Source organism: Streptomyces sp. NC-S4 (assembly GCF_054353315.1).
This window is the reverse complement of sequence record NZ_CM135937.1, coordinates 1913499-1934351: the sequence shown is the minus strand read 5'-3', so window position 1 is coordinate 1934351 and position 20853 is coordinate 1913499. Positions and strand designations below refer to the sequence as shown.

Sequence of the window (20853 nt, the reverse complement as noted above, 5' to 3'; positions counted from 1 at the left end):
CGGAGTGGCAGCGGATGCAGCACGGAGTGGGGAATGGGGGCGCGGGCCCGTGGCAGCCGGGACCGCGCCCGTCGGCGCCCCCGCAGCCGCCGATACCTCCGGCGCAGGGCTGGCCTGGCTCGCCCCCGCCGCAATCCCCGCCCCAGCCGCCCCACCAGCCCCATCAACAGCCGTCGTATCCCTCGCAGCCGGTTCCTGCCGTGCCGGAGGCCACCGGGCACATCCCGCTGCCTCCGGCGGTGCCCGGCACCGGCGGGGCCGTCCTCGCCGTCCTGCTGATCGGCCCGGCGGGCGCCGGCAAGACCACCGTCGCCCGGCACTGGGCCGGCACCCGGCCCGTGCCGACCGCCCACGTCAGCCTGGACGACGTCCGCGAGTGGGTCTGCTCCGGCTTCGCGGACCCCCAGGCGGGCTGGAACGAGCACTCCGAGGCCCAGTACCGGCTCGCCCGCCGCACCTGCGGCTTCGCCGCCCGCAACTACCTGGCGAACGGCATCTCCTGCATCCTGGACGACGCCGTCTTCCCGGACCGGCCCGTGGTCGGGCTGGGCGGCTGGAAGCGGCACGTGGGCCCCACCCTGCTGCCGGTGGTGCTGCTGCCGGGCCTGGAGATCGTCCTGGAGCGCAACGCGGCGCGTTCCGGCAACCGCAGGCTCTCCGACGAGGAAGTCGCGCGGATCCACGGCCGGATGGCCGGCTGGTACGGCTCCGGACTGCCGATCATCGACAACTCCCACCTCGACGTCGAGGGCACCGCCCGCGCCCTCGACGAGGCCCTGGCCCGCGCCCTGTCGACCCCCGGCGGCCGCCCCGGCCTGTAGGCCGTCCTGTCGATCGGGCCGGGCTCGTGGGCCCCGGCACCGCGCATCGCGGCGTTGTCATCGGTCGGCCGCGCTCCGCGTCGCCTCCCTCGTCCGCACCGCGATGCTTTCCCACGGCCCGTCCGGACGCGCTCGCCGGGCCGGATCGGCGGGGCGCTCGTACGCTCGAAGACATGTCAGACGTGTACGCCGCCCGCCGGGACCTGCTTCGCGACCGATGTGCCGCCGCGGGGAGCGCCGCCGCACTGATCACGCGTCCGGCGAACGTCCGGTACCTCTCCGGGGCGTCCCCGCTCGGCGCGGTGCTGCTCGTCGGCCCCACCGAGGACATGCTGTTCTGCGCCGGCGCCCCCACCGGCGAGGCCGACGAGGGCCGCCTCGACGAGCACCTGGCCGCCACCGTCCTGGGCAGCCCCGGCGGTGACCCGGCCGTCGCGGCCGCCGATCTGGCCGCCTCCCTCCGGGCGGACTCGCTCGCGGTGGAGGAACACCACCTCACCGTCGGCCGCCACCGGGCCCTGCGCTCCGTCGCGCCCAAGCTGCGCCTCTCGGACCTGGGCACCGCCGTGGAGCAGCAGCGCCTCGTCAAGGACGAGGAGGAGATCGCCTGCCTGCGGATCGCCGCCGAGATCGCCGACCAGGCCCTCGGGGAGCTGCTGGAGTCCATCCTCGTCGGCCGCACCGAGCGGCACCTCGCGCTGGAGCTGGAGCGGCGGCTCGTCGACCACGGGGCGGACGGTCCGGCCTTCCCGACCTCCGTGGGCACCGGCCCGCACTCGGGCCGCTCCCGGCACCGGCCCTCCGACCGCAGGGTGGAGGAAGGCGACTTCCTCACGGTCTGCCTGGGCGCCGGCTACCGCGGCTACCGGTGCGAGATCGGCCGGACCTTCGTGATCGGCACCAGTCCGGCCGACTGGCAGATCGAGCTGTACGACCTCGTCTTCACCGCCCAGCGGGCCGGACGGGAGGCCCTGCTGCCCGGGGCCGCGTACCGGGACGTGGACCATGCCGCACGCTCCGTACTGGACTCCGCGGGCCATACGGAAGCCCTCGCTCCGTGGACCGGACACGGCGTGGGCCTCGAAATCGACGAGGACCCGCAGCTTGCACCTACGGCAATGGGTAAACTGGACGCTTGCGTGCCGGTCACCGTCGAACCGGGGGTTCACCTCCCGGGCCGGGGAGGTGTCCGGATCGATGACACGCTCGTCGTACGCCCCGAGGCGGACGGCGGTCCCGAGCTACTCACCATTACGACCAAGGAGCTGCTCGCGCTCTAGCCGGCTCTGCCGGGCTGTGCGCGCACCCGTGGTCTTCCAGTGCAGGAGATTCCGCAACCGTGGCTTCCACGAACGACCTCAAGAACGGCATGGTGCTCAAGCTCGACGGTGACCAGCTCTGGTCCGTCGTCGAGTTCCAGCACGTCAAGCCCGGCAAGGGCCCGGCCTTCGTGCGCACCAAGCTCAAGCACGTGCTCTCCGGCAAGGTCGTCGACAAGACGTTCAACGCCGGCACGAAGGTCGAGACGGCCACCATCGACCGCCGTGACATGCAGTTCTCTTACATGGACGGCGAGTACTTCGTCTTCATGGACATGACCACCTTCGACCAGCTGATGGTGGACAAGAAGGCTGTCGGCGACGCCGCCAACTTCCTGATCGAGGGCTTCACCGCCTCCGTCGCCCAGCACGAGGGCGAGGTGCTCTACGTCGAGCTCCCGGCCGCCGTCGAGCTCAAGATCGAGCACACCGACCCGGGCGTCCAGGGCGACCGCTCCACCGGTGGCACCAAGCCCGCCACCCTGGAGACCGGCTACGAGATCCAGGTCCCGCTCTTCGTCACCACCGGCGAGACGGTCAAGGTCGACACCCGCACCAGCGACTACCTCGGCCGGAAGAGCAACTAACCCGTGGCTGCTCGGAGCAATGCGCGCAAGCGCGCCTTCCAGATCCTTTTCGAGGCCGACCAGCGCGGGGTGCCCGTACGCGAGGTCCTCGCGGACTGGATCCGCCACGCGCGGTCGGACGACCGGCAGCCGCCGGTCAGCGCCTTCACGATGGATCTCGTCGAGGGTTACGCCGACAAGGTGAACCGCATCGACGATCTGATCATCACCTACGCCGTGGACTGGGAGCTCGACCGCATGCCGGTCGCCGACCGGAACATCCTGCGGCTCGGTGCCTACGAGCTGATCTGGGTGGACGACACCCCGGACGCCGTGGCCATCGACGAGGCCGTCCAGCTGGCCAAGGAGTTCTCGACGGACGAGTCCCCCTCGTTCGTGAACGGGCTGCTGGCCCGCTTCAAGGACCTGAAGCCGAGCCTGCGGCGCAGCGAGAGCTGACCGCGGCGGCCGGCGCCGGCACCGCCATACGGAAGGGCCCGCAACGCACGCGTTGCGGGCCCTTCCGTATGTGCGGCGCGGGGCAGGGGAACAAAAAACCGGTGGGCGCCGGACCCCCGCAGGGGTCCGGCGCCCACCGGTAAACGTTTCTGCTGGTCCGGAGGCCGGACTCAGAGCTCCTCGTGCGCCACCGCACGACGCGCGTCCGCGTCCAGCACTCCCCAGCTGATCAGCTGTTCGGTCAGGACCGAGGGGGACTGGTCGTAGATGACGGCCAGGGTGCGCAGGTCGTCCTGGCGGATCGACAGCACCTTGCCGTTGTAGTCGCCCCGCTGGCTCTGGATCGTCGCCGCGTAACGCTGCAGCGGGCCGGCCTTCTCGGCGGGAACGCCCGCCAGGCGCTCCAGGTCGAGGCGCAGCTTCGGCGGCGGCTCGGCGGCCCCGCCGGGAGTCGTACCCGGCAGCAGCTCCTGCACCGGAACCCCGTAGAAGTCCGCCAGCTCGGCAAGACGCTGGACGGTCACGGCGCGGTCCCCGCGCTCGTAGGAACCGACCACCACGGCCTTCCACCGACCCTGGGACTTCTCCTCGACACCGTGGAGGGAAAGGCCCTGCTGGGTGCGGATGGCGCGGAGCTTGGCCCCGAGCTGTTTGGCGTATTCGCTGGACATAACGCTCCCGGACGCTGTGACGCTGTGACTGGTGGACACTGCGACTACGTAACTACGTAACTACGTGCTGTTCAGCCGCGCGGCTGGTAACTCACTGTGAGGTTACGCAGCGTTACTTGGATGCGTCAAGCCGAATGGTCTTCGTCGCCCCCCGGGGGTTCGTCCCAGCAGCCCTGTGAGAGCCATTCCGTACCGGCCCGGTCCGAGTCACCGGCCTCTGCCTGGTACCGTGTGAGACGTACATCAGACGTCCTTTAAGGTCCGTCCCGTGAGGCGGAGAAGGAGGTCCTTTTCATGGACACCCAGCAGCACGCCGATTCCATGCGCCCCGTACTCGAAGCGCAGGACATCGCCCGGGTCCTGACCCGCATCGCCCACGAGATCGTCGAACGCGCCAAGGGCGCCGACGACGTGGTGCTCCTCGGCATTCCCACCCGCGGTGTGTACCTCGCCCGCCGGCTGGCCGCCAAGCTCGAAGAGATCACCGGCACGAAGATCCCGGTCGGTTCCCTCGACATCACCATGTACCGCGACGACCTGCGGATGAAGCCCGCCCGCGCGATCGGTCGCACCGAGATCCCCGGCGACGACCTCGACGGCCGCCTCGTCGTCCTCGTCGACGACGTGCTCTTCTCCGGCCGCACCATCCGCGCCGCTCTCGACGCCCTCGGCGACCTCGGCCGCCCCCGCGCCGTCCAGCTCGCGGTCCTCGTCGACCGGGGCCACCGCGAACTGCCGATCCGCGCCGACTACGTCGGCAAGAACCTCCCCACGTCGCTGCGGGAGACCGTCAAGGTCCAGCTCCAGGAGGAGGACGGCCGTGACGCCGTGCTGCTCGGCCAGCGGACCGACCAGGCCGCAGGCCAGTAGACCGTCCGGGTGACGGGCCCCGACCGGGCCCGCGCCGAGGCCTGCCCTGCCCCGCCCTGACCCGCTCGCACCTCCGCCCGTCAGTCCGCCTGCCCTCCCGACCTACGGAGCCATCCAGATGAAGCGCCACCTCATCTCGGCCGCCGACCTCACGCGCGACGACGCCGTCCTGATCCTCGACACCGCCGAGGAGATGGCCCGTGTCGCGGACCGGCCGATCAAGAAGCTGCCCACCCTGCGCGGCCTCACCGTCGTCAACCTCTTCTTCGAGGACTCGACCCGCACCCGGATCTCCTTCGAGGCGGCCGCCAAGCGGCTCTCGGCCGACGTCATCAACTTCTCCGCGAAGGGTTCGTCCGTTTCCAAGGGCGAATCCCTCAAGGACACCGCGCTGACCCTGGAGGCCATGGGCGCCGACGCGGTCGTCATCCGCCACCACGCCTCCGGCGCCCCCTACCGGCTCGCGACCTCCGGCTGGATCGACTCCGCCGTCGTCAACGCCGGCGACGGCACCCACGAGCACCCCACCCAGGCCCTGCTGGACGCCTTCACCATGCGCCGCCGGCTGGTCGGCCGCGACGCCGGCCTCGGCAAGGACCTGAACGGCCGCCGGATCACCATCGTCGGCGACGTCCTGCACAGCCGTGTGGCCCGCTCCAACGTCCACCTGCTGCACACCCTCGGCGCCGAGGTCACCCTGGTGGCCCCGCCCACCCTCGTCCCGATCGGCGTCGACACCTGGCCGTGCGAGGTCTCGTACAACCTCGACGACGTGCTGCCGAAGTCCGATGCGGTGATGATGCTGCGTGTGCAGCGCGAACGCATGAACGCCGCCTTCTTCCCGACCGAGCGCGAGTACTCCCGCCGGTACGGGCTCGACGGCGACCGCATGGCGAAGATGCCCGAGCACGCCATCGTGATGCACCCCGGCCCGATGAACCGCGGCATGGAGATCACCGCCGAGGTCGCCGACTCCGACCGCTGCACGGCCGTCGAGCAGGTCGCCAACGGCGTCTCCACCCGGATGGCCGTCCTGTACCTGTTGCTCGGAGGCTCCCAGCCCGCCGTCACCACCGCCCGTACCGAGGAGAGCAAGTAACCATGAGCAAGATCCTTATCCGTGGCGCGAAGGTACTCGGCGGCGAGGCGCAGGACGTCCTGATCGACGGCGAGACCATCGCCGAGGTCGGCACCGGCCTGTCCGCCGAAGGCGCGACCGTCATCGAGGCCGAGGGCCAGATCCTCCTCCCCGGCCTCGTCGACCTGCACACCCACCTGCGCGAGCCCGGCCGCGAGGACTCCGAGACCGTCCTCACCGGCACCCGTGCCGCCGCCTCCGGCGGCTACACCGCCGTGTTCGCCATGGCGAACACCTTCCCGGTCGCCGACACCGCCGGCGTCGTCGAGCAGGTCTGGCGCCTGGGCAAGGAGTCCGGCTACTGCGACGTGCAGCCCATCGGCGCCGTCACCGTGGGCCTGGAGGGCAAGCAGCTCTCCGAGCTGGGCGCCATGCACGAGTCCGCCGCCCGCGTCACGGTCTTCTCCGACGACGGCAAGTGCGTGGACGACGCCGTGATCATGCGCCGCGCCCTGGAGTACGTGAAGGCCTTCGGCGGTGTCGTCGCCCAGCACGCCCAGGAGCCCCGCCTCACCGAGGGCGCCCAGATGAACGAGGGCGTCGTCTCCGCGGAACTCGGTCTCGGCGGCTGGCCGGCCGTCGCCGAGGAGTCGATCATCGCCCGCGACGTCCTGCTCGCCGAGCACGTCGGCTCCCGCGTCCACATCTGCCACCTCTCCACGGCCGGCTCCGTCGAGATCGTCCGCTGGGCCAAGTCCCGCGGCATCGACGTCACCGCCGAGGTCACCCCGCACCACCTCCTCCTCACCGAGGAGCTCGTGCGCTCGTACAACGCGGTGTACAAGGTCAACCCGCCGCTGCGCACCGAGCGCGACGTGCTCGCCCTGCGCGAGGCGCTCGCCGACGGCACGATCGACATCGTCGCCACCGACCACGCCCCGCACCCGCACGAGGACAAGGACTGCGAGTGGGCCGCCGCCGCCATGGGCATGGTGGGCCTGGAGACCGCGCTCTCCGTCGTCCAGCAGACGATGGTGGAGACCGGACTGCTCGACTGGGCGGGCGTCGCCGAGCGGATGAGCTTCGCCCCGGCGCGCATCGGCGGCCTGGAGAACCACGGCCGTCCCGTCTCGGCAGGTGAACCCGCGAACCTGACCTTGGTCGATACCTCGTACCGTGGTGTCGTGGACCCCGCACACTTCGCCTCCCGCAGCCGCAACACGCCTTACGAGGGCCGTGAGCTGCCGGGGCGCGTCACTCACACCTTCCTGCGGGGCCGGGCAACGGTCGTGGACGGGAAACTGGCGTGACACCTGCAGTAATCCAACTGGCCGCCGAGGCCGCCGAACGACAGTCGGCGGAGGTGACCAGCTTCGGTGCCCGCATGGCGTGGGTGATCGGCCTGGCCGTCTTCGTCGCCTTCGTCTACTGGCTGATGCGGCAGGGCTGGAAATGGCGCGGCGCTCTGCAGAACGATCTGCCGGAGCTGCCCGCCGCACCCGACGGCCTTCCCGAGCACCGGCTGGCCCTGACCGGCCGCTACCACGGGTCCACCACCGCCGGGCAGTGGCTCGACCGGATCGTCGCCCACGGTCTGGGCCTGCGCAGCCGGGTCGAGCTCACGCTCACCGACGCGGGCCTCGACGTGGTCCGACCGGGGGCCAACGACTTCTTCGTACCGGCCGCGCAGCTGCGCGGCGCCCGCCTCGACAAGGGAATCGCGGGCAAGGTACTCACCGAGGGCGGTCTGCTCGTCGTCACCTGGGCGCACGGCGACAAGCTCATCGACTCCGGATTCCGCTCCGACCGCGCGGCCGAACACGCCGCCTGGGTCGAAGCCATCAACCTCATGAACTCATCCATCACGACGGAAGGCGCCGAACGATGACGACCTCCACCAGGGGAGCAGCCAAAGCTCCCGCCGTACTCGTCCTGGAGGACGGTCGGATCTTCCGCGGCCGCGCCTACGGCGCTGTGGGGGAGACCTTCGGCGAGGCCGTGTTCTCCACCGGCATGACCGGCTACCAGGAGACCCTCACCGACCCGTCGTACCACCGGCAGGTCGTCGTGATGACCGCCCCCCACGTGGGCAACACGGGCGTCAACGACGAGGACCCCGAGTCCTCCCGCATCTGGGTGGCCGGCTACGTCGTGCGCGACCCCGCCCGCGTCCCCTCCAACTGGCGCTCCCGGCGCTCGCTGGACGAGGAGCTCACGAAGCAGGGCGTCGTCGGGATCTCCGGCATCGACACCCGCGCCCTCACCCGCCACCTGCGCGAGCGCGGCGCCATGCGCGTCGGCATCTTCTCGGGCGAGGCCTGGGTCGGCATCCGCGACGAGGCCCTCCTGGCCAAGGTCCAGTCGCAGCCGCAGATGAAGGGCGCGAACCTCTCCGCCGAGGTCGCCACCAAGGAGACGTACGTCGTTCCCGCGATCGGCGAGAAGCGCTTCACCGTCGCCGCCATCGACCTCGGCATCAAGGGCATGACCCCGCACCGGATGGCCGAGCGCGGCATCGAGGTCCACGTGCTCCCCGCCACCGCCACCGTCGAGGACGTGTACGCGGTCCAGCCCGACGGCGTGTTCTTCTCCAACGGCCCGGGCGACCCGGCCACCGCCGACGGCCCCGTCGCCGTCATGCAGGGCGTGCTGGAGCGCAAGACCCCGCTCTTCGGCATCTGCTTCGGCAACCAGATCCTGGGCCGCGCGCTCGGCTTCGGCACCTACAAGCTGAAGTACGGCCACCGCGGCATCAACCAGCCGGTGCAGGACCGCACCACCGGCAAGGTCGAGATCACCGCGCACAACCACGGCTTCGCCGTCGACGCGCCCCTCGACAAGGTCACCGAGACCGCCTACGGCCGCGCCGAGGTCTCCCACGTCTGCCTGAACGACAACGTCGTCGAAGGCCTCCAGCTGCTCGACCAGCCGGCCTTCAGCGTCCAGTACCACCCCGAGGCGGCCGCCGGCCCGCACGACGCCGCGTACCTCTTCGACCGTTTCGTATCCCTGATGGAGGCCGAGCGTGCCTAAGCGCACCGATATCCAGTCCGTCCTGGTCATCGGCTCCGGCCCGATCGTCATCGGACAGGCCGCCGAGTTCGACTACTCGGGCACCCAGGCCTGCCGCATCCTCAAGGCCGAGGGCCTGCGGGTCATCCTGGTGAACTCCAACCCCGCGACGATCATGACCGACCCGGAGATCGCCGACGCCACGTACGTCGAGCCGATCACCCCCGAGTTCGTCGAGAAGATCATCGCCAAGGAGCGCCCCGACGCGCTCCTGCCCACCCTCGGCGGCCAGACCGCGCTCAACACCGCGATCTCCATGCACGAGCAGGGTGTGCTGGAGAAGTACGGCGTCGAGCTCATCGGCGCCAACGTCGAGGCCATCAACAAGGGCGAGGACCGCGACCTCTTCAAGGGCGTCGTCGAGGCCGTCAAGGCGAAGATCGGCTACGGCGAGTCCGCCCGTTCGGTCATCTGCCACTCGATGGACGACGTCATCAAGGGCGTCGACACCCTCGGCGGCTACCCCGTCGTCGTCCGCCCCTCCTTCACCATGGGCGGCGCCGGCTCCGGCTTCGCCCACGACGAGGACGAGCTGCGCCGCATCGCCGGCCAGGGCCTCACGCTCTCCCCGACCACCGAGGTGCTCCTGGAGGAGTCCATCCTCGGCTGGAAGGAGTACGAGCTGGAGCTGATGCGCGACACCAAGGACAACGTGGTCGTCGTCTGCTCCATCGAGAACTTCGACCCGATGGGCGTCCACACCGGTGACTCGATCACCGTCGCCCCGGCGATGACGCTCACCGACCGCGAGTACCAGCGGCTGCGCGACATCGGCATCGCGATCATCCGCGAGGTCGGCGTCGACACCGGCGGCTGCAACATCCAGTTCGCGATCGACCCGACCGACGGCCGCGTCATCGTCATCGAGATGAACCCGCGCGTCTCGCGCTCCTCGGCGCTCGCGTCGAAGGCCACCGGCTTCCCGATCGCCAAGATCGCCGCCAAGCTGGCCATCGGCTACACGCTCGACGAGGTCCCCAACGACATCACCGAGCAGACCCCGGCCTCCTTCGAGCCGACCCTCGACTACGTCGTCGTCAAGGCCCCGCGCTTCGCCTTCGAGAAGTTCCCGCTGGCCGACGCCACCCTCACCACCACCATGAAGTCGGTCGGCGAGGCCATGGCCATCGGCCGCAACTTCACCGAGGCCCTCCAGAAGGCCCTGCGCTCCCTGGAGAAGAAGGGCTCGCAGTTCACCTTCGTCGGCCCCACCGGCGACAAGGAAGAGCTGCTGCGCACCGCGGTCCGCCCGACGGACGGCCGCATCAACACCGTCATGCAGGCCATCCGCGCCGGCGCCACCCAGGAAGAGGTCTTCGAGTTCACGAAGATCGACCCCTGGTTCGTCGACCAGCTCTTCCTCATCAAGGAGATCGCGGACGAGCTGACCGCCGCCGAGAAGCTCGGCCCCGAGCTGCTCGCCGAGGCCAAGCGCCACGGCTTCTCCGACGCCCAGATCGCCGAGATCCGCGGCCTGCGCGAGGACGTCGTCCGCGAGGTCCGGCACGCCCTCGGCGTCCGCCCGGTCTACAAGACGGTCGACACCTGCGCCGCCGAGTTCGCCGCGAAGACCCCGTACTTCTACTCCTCGTACGACGAGGAGTCCGAGGTCGCGACCCGCACCAAGCCCGCGGTGATCATCCTGGGCTCCGGCCCGAACCGCATCGGCCAGGGCATCGAGTTCGACTACTCCTGCGTCCACGCCTCCTTCGCCCTCAGCGACGCCGGCTACGAGACCGTGATGGTCAACTGCAACCCGGAGACCGTCTCCACCGACTACGACACCTCCGACCGCCTGTACTTCGAGCCGCTGACGCTCGAGGACGTGCTGGAGATCGTCCACGCCGAGTCGCTGGCCGGCCCCATCGCCGGTGTCGTCGTCCAGCTCGGCGGCCAGACCCCGCTGGGCCTGGCCCAGGCCCTCAAGGACAACGGCGTCCCCGTCGTCGGCACGTCCCCCGAGGCCATCCACGCCGCCGAGGACCGCGGCGCCTTCGGCCAGGTCCTCGCCGACGCCGGCCTGCCGGCCCCCAAGCACGGCACCGCCACCACCTTCGCGGGTGCGAAGGCGATCGCCGACGAGATCGGCTACCCGGTCCTGGTCCGCCCGTCCTACGTGCTCGGCGGCCGCGGCATGGAGATCGTCTACGACGAGACCCGCCTCGAGTCGTACATCGCCGAGTCCACCGAGATCTCCCCGACCCGCCCCGTGCTGGTCGACCGCTTCCTCGACGACGCCATCGAGATCGACGTCGACGCCCTCTACGACGGCCACGAGCTCTACCTCGGCGGCGTCATGGAGCACATCGAGGAAGCCGGCATCCACTCCGGCGACTCCGCCTGCGCCCTGCCCCCGATCACCCTCGGCGGCTACGACATCAAGCGCCTGCGCGCCTCCACCGAGGCGATCGCCAAGGGCGTCGGCGTCCGCGGCCTGATCAACATCCAGTTCGCGATGGCCGGGGACATCCTCTACGTCCTCGAGGCCAACCCGCGCGCCTCCCGGACCGTCCCCTTCACCTCGAAGGCCACCGCGGTCCCGCTCGCGAAGGCCGCCGCCCGCATCTCGCTCGGGACCACCATCGCCGAGCTGCGCGCCGAGGGCCTGCTGCCGAAGACCGGCGACGGCGGCACCCTGCCGATCGACGCGCCGATCTCCGTCAAGGAGGCCGTCATGCCGTGGTCGCGCTTCCGCGACATCCACGGCCGCGGCGTGGACACCGTCCTCGGCCCGGAGATGCGCTCCACCGGCGAGGTCATGGGCATCGACGCCGTCTTCGGCACCGCCTACGCCAAGTCGCAGGCCGGCGCCTACGGCCCGCTGCCCACCAAGGGCCGCGCCTTCATCTCGGTCGCCAACCGCGACAAGCGCTCGATGATCTTCCCGGCGCGCGAGCTCGTCGCCCACGGCTTCGAGCTGATGGCCACCTCCGGCACCGCCGAGGTGCTGCGCCGCAACGGCATCAACGCCACCGTGGTGCGCAAGCTCAGCGAGGGCGAGGGCCCGAACGGCGAGAAGACCATCGTCCAGCTGATCCACGACGGCCAGGTCGACCTGATCGTCAACACCCCGTACGGCACCGGAGGCCGCCTCGACGGCTACGAGATCCGCACGGCGGCCGTGGCCCGCAGCGTCCCCTGCCTGACCACGGTCCAGGCGCTCGCCGCCGCCGTCCAGGGCATCGACGCGCTCAACCGCGGCGACGTGGGCGTCCGCTCCCTCCAGGAGCACGCGGAGCACCTGACCGCGGCCCGCGACTGACGCAGGCCCGTACAGCCCGGACACGGGGAGGGGGACACCGGTTTCACGACGGGTGTCCCCCTCTTCACGAGCGCAGAGGGATTTTCCGACGATGTACAAAACGTTCTTCAACCTGGTCTTCAAGCGGATGGACCCGGAGCAGGCCCACTACCTGGCCTTCCGCTGGATCCGCCTCGCCGCCCGCACGCCCGTGCTGCGCACCTTCGCGGCGGCCGCCCTGGCCCCGCGCTACGAGGAGCTCCGCACCGAGGCCCTCGGCCTGCGCATGCACGGCCCCTTCGGCCTCGCCGCCGGCTTCGACAAGAACGCCGTCGCCATCGACGGCATGTCGATGCTCGGCTTCGACCACATCGAGATCGGCACGGTCACGGCCGAGCCGCAGCCCGGCAACCCGAAGAAGCGGCTCTTCCGCCTCGTGGCGGACCGCGCGCTGATCAACCGCATGGGATTCAACAACGAGGGCTCGGCGGCCGTGGCGGCCCGCCTGGCGGCCCGCGAGGCCGTCTTCAAGACGGTCGTCGGCGTCAACATCGGCAAGACGAAGGTCGTGCCCGAGGAGGAGGCCGTGGGCGACTACGTCGCCTCCACCGAGCGCCTCGCCCGGCACGCCGACTACCTCGTCGTGAACGTGTCCTCGCCCAACACCCCCGGCCTGCGCAACCTCCAGGCCACCGAGTCGCTGCGCCCGCTGCTGACGGCCGTGCGCGAGGCCGCCGACCGCACGGTGACCGACCGCCGGGTGCCGCTGCTGGTCAAGATCGCCCCCGACCTGGCGGACGAGGACGTCGACGCGGTCGCCGACCTGGCCCTGGAGCTGGGCCTCGACGGCATCATCGCGACGAACACGACCATCGCCCGGGAGGGGCTGGGCCTGAAGTCCGCCCCGTCCCTGGTGAAGGAGACCGGCGGGCTCTCCGGCGCCCCGGTCAAGGAGCGCTCGCTGGAGGTCCTGCGCCGCCTGTACGCCCGCGTGGGGGACCGCCTGGTCCTGGTCGGGGTCGGCGGCATCGAGAACGCCGAGGACGCCTGGCAGCGGATCCTGGCCGGTGCCACGCTGATCCAGGGCTACAGCGCCTTCATCTACGAGGGCCCGTTCTACGCCCGCGCCATCCACAAGGGCCTCGCCGCGCGCCTGGCCAACAGCCCGTACGCGACGCTCGCCGAAGCGGTGGGCGCCGAGACCCGAAAGGCCACCAAGTGACTGTCACCCCGTTCGGCACCCGCCTGCGCGCGGCGATGGACTCCCGGGGTCCGCTGTGCGTCGGCATCGACCCGCACGCCGCCCTGCTGGCCCAGTGGGGCCTGCAGGACGACATCGCGGGCCTGGAGCGGTTCTCCCGTACGGTCGTCGAGGCCCTCGCTGAGTCGGTGGCCGTCTTCAAGCCCCAGGCGGCCTTCTTCGAGCGGTTCGGCTCGAAGGGCGTGGCCGTCCTGGAGCGGGCCGTGGCGGACGCCCGGGCGGCCGGGAGCCTGGTCGTCATGGACGCCAAGCGCGGCGACATCGGCTCCACCATGGCTGCGTACGCCTCGGCCTTCCTGGACCCGGCCTCGCCGCTGTTCTCGGACGCGCTGACGGTCTCCCCGTACCTGGGCTACGGCTCGCTGAAGCCGGCCGTCGATCTGGCCCGGGAGTCGGGTGCGGGCCTGTTCGTCCTGGCGCTGACCTCGAACCCGGAGGGCGCCGAGGTCCAGCGGGCGGTCCGCGAGGACGGCCGCACGATCGGCGCGACGATGCTGGCCCACCTGGCGGCGGAGAACGCGGACGCCGCCCCGATGGGCTCCTTCGGCGCGGTGGTCGGCGCCACGCTGGGCGATCTGTCCTCCTTCGACCTGGACATCAACGGTCCGCTGCTGGCCCCCGGCATCGGTGCGCAGGGCGCGACGGCGGCGGACCTGCCGGGCGTCTTCGGCAAGGCCGTGCGCAACGTCGTCCCGAACGTCTCGCGGGGCGTCCTGAAGCACGGACCGGACGTGACGGCCCTGCGCGACTCGGCGCGGCGCTTCGCCGACGAGATCCACGAGGCCGTCACCGCGTGATCGGTCACCCGGGACGCCCTGTCGCACCTCCGCGGCAGGGCGTCTCGCATTTCTTGGCGAAACTCGAACGCTCTTCATCGGACAAAACCGGGGTATTTTGTCCGTGATGTACGGTTCAGTGGAGGCTGACCAGGACTTTTCGTCCGTTCTCGCTGACTGGAGCGTTGTTGGCCGCTAGTCTCCGACCAGAGTGAACGTGCAGCGAACGCGTTTCGATCGCTGTTCGGGAGCTCGCCAGGTGTGGTGCCTTCGGGCTGCCCACCGGTCCGTATCCGACAGTTCGACATCCGAGGTGACGTAGGCGTGGCTCTTCCGCCCCTTACCCCTGAACAGCGCGCAGCCGCGCTCGAAAAGGCCGCCGCGGCTCGCCGGGAGCGGGCCGAGGTCAAGAATCGACTCAAGCACTCCGGTGCCTCGCTCCAAGAGGTCATCAAGACGGGCCAGGAGAACGACGTCATCGGCAAGATGAAGGTCTCCGCCCTGCTGGAGTCTCTGCCTGGCGTGGGCAAGGTGCGCGCCAAGCAGATCATGGAGCGTCTCGGCATCTCCGAGTCCCGGCGTGTCCGAGGTCTCGGTTCCAACCAGATCGCCTCTCTGGAGCGCGAGTTCGGCAGCACCGGCGCCTGAGGCGTCGACTGAAGTTCTCCCGGCGTTCTCAGGCAGTCCCGAGAACCTGGATAATCGCTCTATGGCAGCAGAGGTTCGTCCGCGGCTGACCGTGCTCTCCGGCCCCTCAGGGGTCGGCAAGAGCACGGTCGTCGCGCATATGCGCAAGGTTCACCCCGAGGTATGGCTCTCGGTGTCGGCCACCACCCGCAAGCCGCGGCCCGGTGAGCGACACGGAGTCCACTACTTCTTCGTCAATGACGACGAGTTCGACAAGCTGATCGCCAACGGCGAGCTGCTGGAGTGGGCCGAGTTCGCGGGCAACCGCTACGGCACCCCCCGCGGCGCGGTACTGGAACGCCTGGACAACGGCGAGCCGGTGCTGCTGGAGATCGATCTCCAGGGCGCACGACTCGTCCGCGAGTCCAAGCCCGACGCCCAGCTGGTCTTCCTGGCACCGCCGAGCTGGGACGAACTGGTCCGCCGGCTCACCGGCCGGGGCACCGAATCGGCGGAGGTCATCGAGCGCCGGCTCGCCGCCGCCAAGATCGAGCTCGCTGCCGAGTCCGAGTTCGACACCACCCTGGTCAACACCTCCGTCGAGGACGTAGCACGTGAGCTGCTAGCCTTGATGGCAGTTGTCTGATCGTTGATCGAATTTTCTGATTCGGTCGATTCCAGGGCGGCCCCATCTTTCACCCATCTTCGGAAGGTAGAGCGTGTCCTCTTCCATCACTGCGCCCGAGGGCATCATCAACCCGCCGATCGACGAGCTGCTCGAGGCCACGGACTCGAAGTACAGCCTCGTGATCTACGCGGCCAAGCGTGCGCGTCAGATCAACGCGTACTACTCGCAGCTCGGTGAGGGCCTGCTCGAGTACGTCGGCCCGCTGGTGGACACCCACGTCCACGAGAAGCCGCTTTCGATCGCGCTGCGCGAGATCAACGCGGGTCTGCTGACCTCCGAGGCCATCGAGGCCCCGGCCCAGTAAGGCACCAGAAGTCCTTTCACCACAGGCCCGGCAGAACATCTGCCGGGCCTGTGGTGTGTCATGGGTGGGTACGACGACGATCAGAGCCGAACGCGTCGCAGCCGTCGAAGGGAAGTACGTGGTGGACAAGCCGAAGGTCGTCCTGGGGGTCAGCGGCGGGATCGCCGCCTACAAGGCGTGCGAGCTGCTGCGCCGGCTGACCGAGTCCGGACACGACGTGCGGGTGGTGCCCACCGCGGCCTCCCTGAACTTCGTGGGGGAGGCCACCTGGTCCGCCCTCTCCGGGAACCCGGCCTCCACCGAGGTCTGGGAGTCCGTCCACGAGGTGCCCCACGTGCGCATCGGACAGTCCGCCGACCTCGTCGTCGTCGCCCCGGCCACGGCCGACATGCTGGCCAAGGCCGCCCACGGGCTCGCCGACGACCTGCTCACGAACACCCTGCTCACCGCCCGCTGCCCGGTGGTCTTCGCCCCGGCCATGCACACCGAGATGTGGGAGCACCCCGCCACCCAGGAGAACGTGGCCACGCTGCGCCGGCGCGGCGCCCTCGTCATCGAGCCCGCCGTCGGCCGGCTCACGGGCAAGGACACCGGCAAGGGGCGGCTGCCCGACCCCGAGGAGATCTTCGAGGTCTGCCGCCGGGTCCTGGCGCGCGGGGCGGCCGAGCCGGACCTCGCCGGGCGGCACGTGGTGATCAGCGCGGGCGGCACGAGGGAGCCGCTGGACCCGGTCCGCTTCCTCGGCAACCGCTCCTCCGGCAAGCAGGGCTACGCCCTCGCCCGCACCGCCGTCGCCCGCGGGGCCCGGGTCACCCTGGTCGCGGCCAACACCGCGCTGGCCGACCCGGCCGGGGTGGACGTCGTACGCGTGGGGACGGCCGTGCAGCTGCGGGAGGCCGTGCTCAAGGCCGCCGCGGACGCCGACGCCGTGGTGATGGCCGCGGCCGTGGCCGATTTCCGGCCCGCCGAGTACGCGGGCGGAAAGATCAAGAAGAAGGACGGGCAGGACCCGGCGCCGGTGGCGCTCGTACGCAATCCGGACGTTCTGGCGGAGATCTCGGCCGATCGTGCCAGGGTCGGGCAAGTGGTCGTCGGGTTCGCCGCCGAGACCGACGACGTCCTCGCGAACGGCCGCGCCAAGCTCGCCCGCAAGGGCTGTGACCTACTCGTCGTGAACGAAGTCGGAGAGGCTCGCACCTTTGGATCTGAGGAGAATGAAGCGGTCATCCTGGCCTCTGATGGCTCTGAGACTCAAGTGCCCTATGGTCCGAAGGAGGCTCTGGCCGAGGTGATTTGGGACCGGGTGGCCGCCCGGCTCTAGTGCGACGCGCCTGGGCCGATTCCCCTTCTCCAGGTCACATCTGTGCGTAAGAATGGGAGTGCCGCAGGTCACACGGCTCCCATAAGGCGAGACGGGTGGTCCATCGATGAGTGGCGACCGATAAACTGCATCCGGAACGTGATCGGGCGCAGCCCCCGATGTGGTTCCGCCAATGATCAGCCAGCAGCCGCTGCAACCCCAGGGAGCGTTGTGTCCCGTCGTCTGTTCACCTCGGAGTCCGTCACCGAGGGCCACCCCGACAAGATCGCTGACCAGATCAGCGACACGATCCTCGACGCGCTCCTCACCGAGGACCCCACCTCGCGCGTCGCCGTGGAGACCCTGATCACCACGGGTCTCGTGCACATCGCGGGAGAGGTGACGACGAAGGCCTACGCGCCGATCGCGCAGCTCGTCCGGGACAAGATCCTCGAGATCGGCTACGACTCCTCCAAGAAGGGCTTCGACGGCGCCTCCTGCGGCGTGTCGGTGTCCATCGGCGCCCAGTCCCCGGACATCGCGCAGGGCGTCGACACCGCCTACGAGAAGCGCGTCGAGGGCGACGAGGACGAGCTGGACAAGCAGGGCGCGGGCGACCAGGGCCTGATGTTCGGCTACGCCTGCGACGAGACCCCCGAGCTCATGCCGCTGCCGATCCACATCGCGCACCGGCTGTCCCGCCGGCTCTCCGAGGTCCGCAAGAACGGGACCATCCCGTACCTGCGCCCCGACGGCAAGACCCAGGTCACCATCGAGTACGACGGCGACAAGGCCGTGCGCCTGGACACCGTCGTGGTCTCCTCGCAGCACGCCTCGGACATCGACCTCGACTCGCTGCTCGCTCCCGACATCCGCGAGTTCGTCGTCGAGCACGTCCTGGCCCAGCTCGTCGAGGACGGCATCAAGCTCGACACCGAGGGCTACCGCCTCCTGGTGAACCCGACCGGCCGCTTCGAGATCGGCGGCCCGATGGGCGACGCCGGCCTCACCGGCCGCAAGATCATCATCGACACCTACGGCGGCATGGCCCGCCACGGTGGCGGCGCCTTCTCCGGCAAGGACCCGTCGAAGGTCGACCGCTCCGCCGCCTACGCCATGCGCTGGGTCGCCAAGAACGTGGTCGCCGCCGGCCTCGCCTCGCGCTGCGAGGTCCAGGTCGCGTACGCCATCGGCAAGGCCGAGCCCGTCGGTCTCTTCGTCGAGACCTTCGGCACCGCCAAGGTCGAGGTCCAGAAGATCGAGGACGCGATCGGCGAGGTCTTCGACCTGCGCCCGGCCGCGATCATCCGCGACCTGGACCTGCTGCGCCCGATCTACGCCCAGACCGCCGCCTACGGCCACTTCGGCCGTGAGCTGCCGGACTTCACCTGGGAGCGCACCGACCGCGTGGACGCGCTGCGCACGGCCGCCGGCCTGTAGTCACCCGTAGCAATACGGCCCCGGACCGCCCGGTCCGGGGCCGTATTGCGTTGGTGCGGCCCCTCCCGCGCGGATAGGCTGGCGCAGCCCTCCCGGTGCGAGGGGTGACGGCTTCATCTGGAGCGGGGTGCGAACCCCGTGTCGAAGGAAGCGCAGGACCCGCCGCCGCCCGGCCCGATCTCGGGAGGGCCCACACACCGCACCCGCCGCTGTCGGTGGCATTTGGTAAGAATGCTGATGTGAGCAGCGCGAACGAGTCCCCGCCGGAGCAGCTCGCGCTGATCCGGGAAATGGTCGCCGAGGCGAAGGCCAAGGCGCCCAAGGCGAAGCCGCGCACCTGGCGCGGGGCCGCCCTCGCCGCCGAGCTGCCCATCGCCCGGATCCTCGTGAACAAGGGCGTCCTCCACCTCGACCAGCTCTGGGACTACGCCGTCCCCGAGGAGCTCTCCGCAGCCGCCCAGCCCGGCGTCCGCGTCCGCGTCCGGTTCGGCGCAGGCTCCCACCACGTGCACGGCGGCCGCCGCGAGGGCGGCGGCCTCATCGACGGCTTCATCGTGGAGCGCCGCGCCGAGTCCGACTACGACGGCGCACTGGCCGCCCTCGCCCACGTGGTCTCGCCCGAGGTGGTCCTCAGCCCCCGCATGCTCGCCCTCGCCCGGGCCGTCGCCGACCGGTACGCCGGCAGCCTCGCCGACGTGCTCCAGCTCGCCCTGCCCGCGCGCAGCGCCCGCGCCGAGGCCAAGCCCTCACCGGAACCCCTGCCGCCGCCCCCGGCCCCCGAGCCCGCCGGCTGGGCGCGGTACGGCGCCGGGCCCGGCTTCCTGCGCGCCCTCGCCACCGGTGGCACCCCGCGCGCCGTGTGGACAGCCCTGCCCGGCCCCGGCTGGGCCGACGAACTCGCCCGCGCCATGGCCGCCACCCTGGCCTCCGGGCGCGGGGCCCTCGCCGTGCTCCCCGACGGGCGGACCGCCGCCCGCGTCGACGCGGCCCTGACCGCCCTGCTCGGCGAGGGCCGGCACGCGCTGCTGACCGCCGAGTCGGGGCCCGAGAAGCGCTACCGCCAATGGCTGGCGGTGCACCGGGGCTCCGTGCGGGCCGTCATCGGCACCCGGGCCGCGATGTTCGCACCCGTCCGGGACCTCGGGCTGGTCGCCGTCTGGGACGACGGCGACTCCAGCCACAGCGACGACAACGCCCCCTTCCCGCACGTCCGAGAGGTACTGGAGCTGCGCGCCGTGGGCGACGGCTGCGGCTTCCTCGTGGGCGGTACGAGCTGCACCGTCGAGGCCGCCCAGCTGGTCGAGTCCGGCTGGGCCAGGCCCCTGATCGCCGACCGCGAGACCGTACGGGCCTGCGCGCCCCGCATCCGGACCGTCGGGGACGAACTGCTCGCCCGCGACGAGGCCGCCCGGGCCGCGCGCCTGCCGAGCCTGGCCTGGGAGACCGTACGGGAGGGGCTGAAGACCGGGCCCGTACTGGTCCAGGTACCGCGGCGGGGCTACGTGCCCCGGCTGGCCTGCGAGCGCTGCCGCACCCCGGCCCGCTGCACGGTCTGCGCGGGCCCCCTGGAGGCCCCCGACGAGCGGGACCTGAGGTGCGGGTGGTGCGGGCGCGGCGAGCCATCCTGGCACTGCGAGGAATGCGGATCGTTCCGGCTGCGGGCCCAGGTGGTCGGCGCGCGGCGCACCGCCGAGGAACTGGGACGCGCCTTCCCGGCCGTGGCCGTACGGACCTCCGGGCGCGACCACGTCCTCGACGAGGTGCCGGACCGGCCCGCGCTGGTGGTGTGCACCCCGGGCGCCGAGCCCGTGGCTGCGGGCGCCGGGTACGCGGCCGCGCTGCTGCTCGACGGCTGGGCCATGCTCACCCGGCCCGACCTTCGGGCCGGCGAGGACGCGCTGCGGCGGTGGATCGCCGCCGCCTCCCTGGTCCGGGGCGACGGCCAGGTCGTGGTGGTCGCCGAACCGACGCTGCGACCCGTCCAGGCCCTGGTCCGGTGGGACCCGGTGGGCCATGCCGTCCGGGAGCTCGCGGAGCGGTCCCAGCTCGGCTTCCCGCCGGTGTCCCGGATGGCGGCGGTGGCCGGCCGGGGCGAGGTCGTCGAGGCGTTCCTGGCCGGAGCCGGGCTGCCGCCCGACGCGGAGATCCTGGGGCCGGTGCCGCTCCCCGGGCGGCGCGGGGAGCCGTCCCCGGGGGAGCGGGCGCTGGTCCGGGTCCCACCGGGCAGCGGAGCCGCCCTGGCGGCCGCCCTGAAGTCGGCGCAGGCGGCCCGGCTGGCGAAGGGGGTACCGGCGGCCGAGGCCGTCCGGGTCCGGATCGACCCGCCCGACATCGGCTGAGGGACCGGGCCGACGCGGTAT

The 20853-nt window shown here is 71.1% G+C and carries 19 protein-coding genes; 18 read left to right on the top strand and 1 reads right to left on the bottom strand.

Translation table 11 applies throughout. The annotated features are described in order from the left end of the window. The first annotated feature begins 14 nt into the window (after nucleotides 1–14). The 4 genes from ACXNSR_RS08180 to nusB all read left to right on the top strand — a co-directional run bounded on the left by ACXNSR_RS08180 (nucleotide 15) and on the right by nusB (nucleotide 3165). Nucleotides 15–821, top strand: coding sequence for an AAA family ATPase (locus ACXNSR_RS08180; protein ID WP_458643226.1), 807 nt, complete (start codon nucleotides 15–17; stop codon nucleotides 819–821). A 173-nt stretch (nucleotides 822–994) separates the two neighbouring features. Then, complete coding sequence (locus ACXNSR_RS08175) at nucleotides 995–2101, top strand: aminopeptidase P family protein (RefSeq protein WP_458641472.1); 1107 nt, start codon at nucleotides 995–997, stop codon at nucleotides 2099–2101. Between the two features lie 59 nt (nucleotides 2102–2160). Further along, nucleotides 2161–2727, top strand: a complete 567-nt coding sequence (gene efp / locus ACXNSR_RS08170) for an elongation factor P (RefSeq protein WP_030008757.1) — start codon at nucleotides 2161–2163, stop codon at nucleotides 2725–2727. 3 nt (nucleotides 2728–2730) lie between these two features. Next, nucleotides 2731–3165, top strand: coding sequence for a transcription antitermination factor NusB (gene nusB, locus ACXNSR_RS08165; protein ID WP_327734568.1), 435 nt, complete (start codon nucleotides 2731–2733; stop codon nucleotides 3163–3165). A gap of 170 nt (nucleotides 3166–3335) precedes the next feature. Here nusB and bldD read toward each other — a convergent pair whose 3' ends face one another. Then, nucleotides 3336–3836, bottom strand: coding sequence for a transcriptional regulator BldD (bldD, locus tag ACXNSR_RS08160; protein ID WP_030008755.1), 501 nt, complete (start codon nucleotides 3834–3836; stop codon nucleotides 3336–3338). A gap of 294 nt (nucleotides 3837–4130) precedes the next feature. Between bldD and pyrR the strand changes: the two genes are divergently transcribed. The 14 genes from pyrR to ACXNSR_RS08090 all read left to right on the top strand — a co-directional run bounded on the left by pyrR (nucleotide 4131) and on the right by ACXNSR_RS08090 (nucleotide 20832). After that, a complete protein-coding gene (gene pyrR / locus ACXNSR_RS08155) occupies nucleotides 4131–4706 on the top strand; it encodes a bifunctional pyr operon transcriptional regulator/uracil phosphoribosyltransferase PyrR (RefSeq protein WP_458641471.1) in 576 nt (191 codons plus the stop codon). Nucleotides 4707–4824: 118 nt separating this feature from the next. Continuing rightward, complete coding sequence (locus ACXNSR_RS08150) at nucleotides 4825–5805, top strand: aspartate carbamoyltransferase catalytic subunit (protein ID WP_458641470.1); 981 nt, start codon at nucleotides 4825–4827, stop codon at nucleotides 5803–5805. A 2-nt stretch (nucleotides 5806–5807) separates the two neighbouring features. Continuing rightward, on the top strand, nucleotides 5808–7094 hold the full coding sequence (locus ACXNSR_RS08145; protein WP_458641469.1) for a dihydroorotase: 1287 nt from the start codon (nucleotides 5808–5810) through the stop codon (nucleotides 7092–7094). Beyond that, nucleotides 7091–7672: a PH-like domain-containing protein gene (locus tag ACXNSR_RS08140; protein ID WP_030008751.1), complete on the top strand. Its 582-nt coding sequence runs from the start codon at nucleotides 7091–7093 to the stop codon at nucleotides 7670–7672. The genes ACXNSR_RS08145 and ACXNSR_RS08140 overlap by 4 nt, the downstream gene beginning before the upstream one ends. Beyond that, nucleotides 7669–8817 (top strand): glutamine-hydrolyzing carbamoyl-phosphate synthase small subunit, encoded by a 1149-nt coding sequence (carA, locus tag ACXNSR_RS08135; RefSeq protein ID WP_458641468.1) that lies wholly within the window; start codon nucleotides 7669–7671, stop codon nucleotides 8815–8817. Before ACXNSR_RS08140 ends, carA begins: the two co-directional genes overlap by 4 nt. Next, entirely contained in the window at nucleotides 8810–12118 is a 3309-nt protein-coding gene (gene carB / locus ACXNSR_RS08130) for a carbamoyl-phosphate synthase large subunit (RefSeq protein ID WP_458641467.1), read from the top strand. Before carA ends, carB begins: the two co-directional genes overlap by 8 nt. Before the next feature lie 91 nt (nucleotides 12119–12209). Next, the gene (locus ACXNSR_RS08125) at nucleotides 12210–13319 is read left to right on the top strand and encodes a quinone-dependent dihydroorotate dehydrogenase (RefSeq protein WP_458641466.1); all 1110 of its coding nucleotides are present in this window, start codon (nucleotides 12210–12212) and stop codon (nucleotides 13317–13319) included. Next, the gene (pyrF, locus tag ACXNSR_RS08120; RefSeq protein ID WP_458641465.1) at nucleotides 13316–14155 is read left to right on the top strand and encodes an orotidine-5'-phosphate decarboxylase; all 840 of its coding nucleotides are present in this window, start codon (nucleotides 13316–13318) and stop codon (nucleotides 14153–14155) included. The genes ACXNSR_RS08125 and pyrF overlap by 4 nt, the downstream gene beginning before the upstream one ends. A gap of 303 nt (nucleotides 14156–14458) precedes the next feature. Continuing rightward, nucleotides 14459–14782, top strand: a complete 324-nt coding sequence (locus ACXNSR_RS08115) for an integration host factor (protein ID WP_030008746.1) — start codon at nucleotides 14459–14461, stop codon at nucleotides 14780–14782. A gap of 61 nt (nucleotides 14783–14843) precedes the next feature. Then, the gene (gene gmk, locus ACXNSR_RS08110; protein WP_030008745.1) at nucleotides 14844–15407 is read left to right on the top strand and encodes a guanylate kinase; all 564 of its coding nucleotides are present in this window, start codon (nucleotides 14844–14846) and stop codon (nucleotides 15405–15407) included. A 73-nt stretch (nucleotides 15408–15480) separates the two neighbouring features. Further along, nucleotides 15481–15753, top strand: coding sequence for a DNA-directed RNA polymerase subunit omega (gene rpoZ / locus ACXNSR_RS08105; RefSeq protein WP_004948662.1), 273 nt, complete (start codon nucleotides 15481–15483; stop codon nucleotides 15751–15753). Between the two features lie 121 nt (nucleotides 15754–15874). Continuing rightward, nucleotides 15875–17074, top strand: a complete 1200-nt coding sequence (gene coaBC, locus ACXNSR_RS08100; protein ID WP_458643225.1) for a bifunctional phosphopantothenoylcysteine decarboxylase/phosphopantothenate--cysteine ligase CoaBC — start codon at nucleotides 15875–15877, stop codon at nucleotides 17072–17074. A 210-nt stretch (nucleotides 17075–17284) separates the two neighbouring features. Then, entirely contained in the window at nucleotides 17285–18493 is a 1209-nt protein-coding gene (metK, locus tag ACXNSR_RS08095) for a methionine adenosyltransferase (protein WP_030841517.1), read from the top strand. A 239-nt stretch (nucleotides 18494–18732) separates the two neighbouring features. Then, the gene (locus tag ACXNSR_RS08090) at nucleotides 18733–20832 is read left to right on the top strand and encodes a primosomal protein N' (protein WP_458641464.1); all 2100 of its coding nucleotides are present in this window, start codon (nucleotides 18733–18735) and stop codon (nucleotides 20830–20832) included. Nucleotides 20833–20853: the final 21 nt, after the last annotated feature.

What these genes read in the sequence shown, in the direction of transcription:
- gmk (WP_030008745.1), top strand. Translation starts at nt 14,844, where the DNA reads ATGGCAGCAGAGGTTCGTCCGCGGCTGACCGTGCTCTCCGGCCCCTCA.
- bldD (WP_030008755.1), bottom strand. Translation starts at nt 3,836, where the DNA reads ATGTCCAGCGAATACGCCAAACAGCTCGGGGCCAAGCTCCGCGCCATC.
- ACXNSR_RS08180 (WP_458643226.1), top strand. Translation starts at nt 15, where the DNA reads ATGCAGCACGGAGTGGGGAATGGGGGCGCGGGCCCGTGGCAGCCGGGA.
- carA (WP_458641468.1), top strand. Translation starts at nt 7,669, where the DNA reads ATGACGACCTCCACCAGGGGAGCAGCCAAAGCTCCCGCCGTACTCGTC.
- ACXNSR_RS08145 (WP_458641469.1), top strand. Translation starts at nt 5,808, where the DNA reads ATGAGCAAGATCCTTATCCGTGGCGCGAAGGTACTCGGCGGCGAGGCG.
- pyrR (WP_458641471.1), top strand. Translation starts at nt 4,131, where the DNA reads ATGGACACCCAGCAGCACGCCGATTCCATGCGCCCCGTACTCGAAGCG.
- ACXNSR_RS08125 (WP_458641466.1), top strand. Translation starts at nt 12,210, where the DNA reads ATGTACAAAACGTTCTTCAACCTGGTCTTCAAGCGGATGGACCCGGAG.
- ACXNSR_RS08175 (WP_458641472.1), top strand. Translation starts at nt 995, where the DNA reads ATGTCAGACGTGTACGCCGCCCGCCGGGACCTGCTTCGCGACCGATGT.
- ACXNSR_RS08150 (WP_458641470.1), top strand. Translation starts at nt 4,825, where the DNA reads ATGAAGCGCCACCTCATCTCGGCCGCCGACCTCACGCGCGACGACGCC.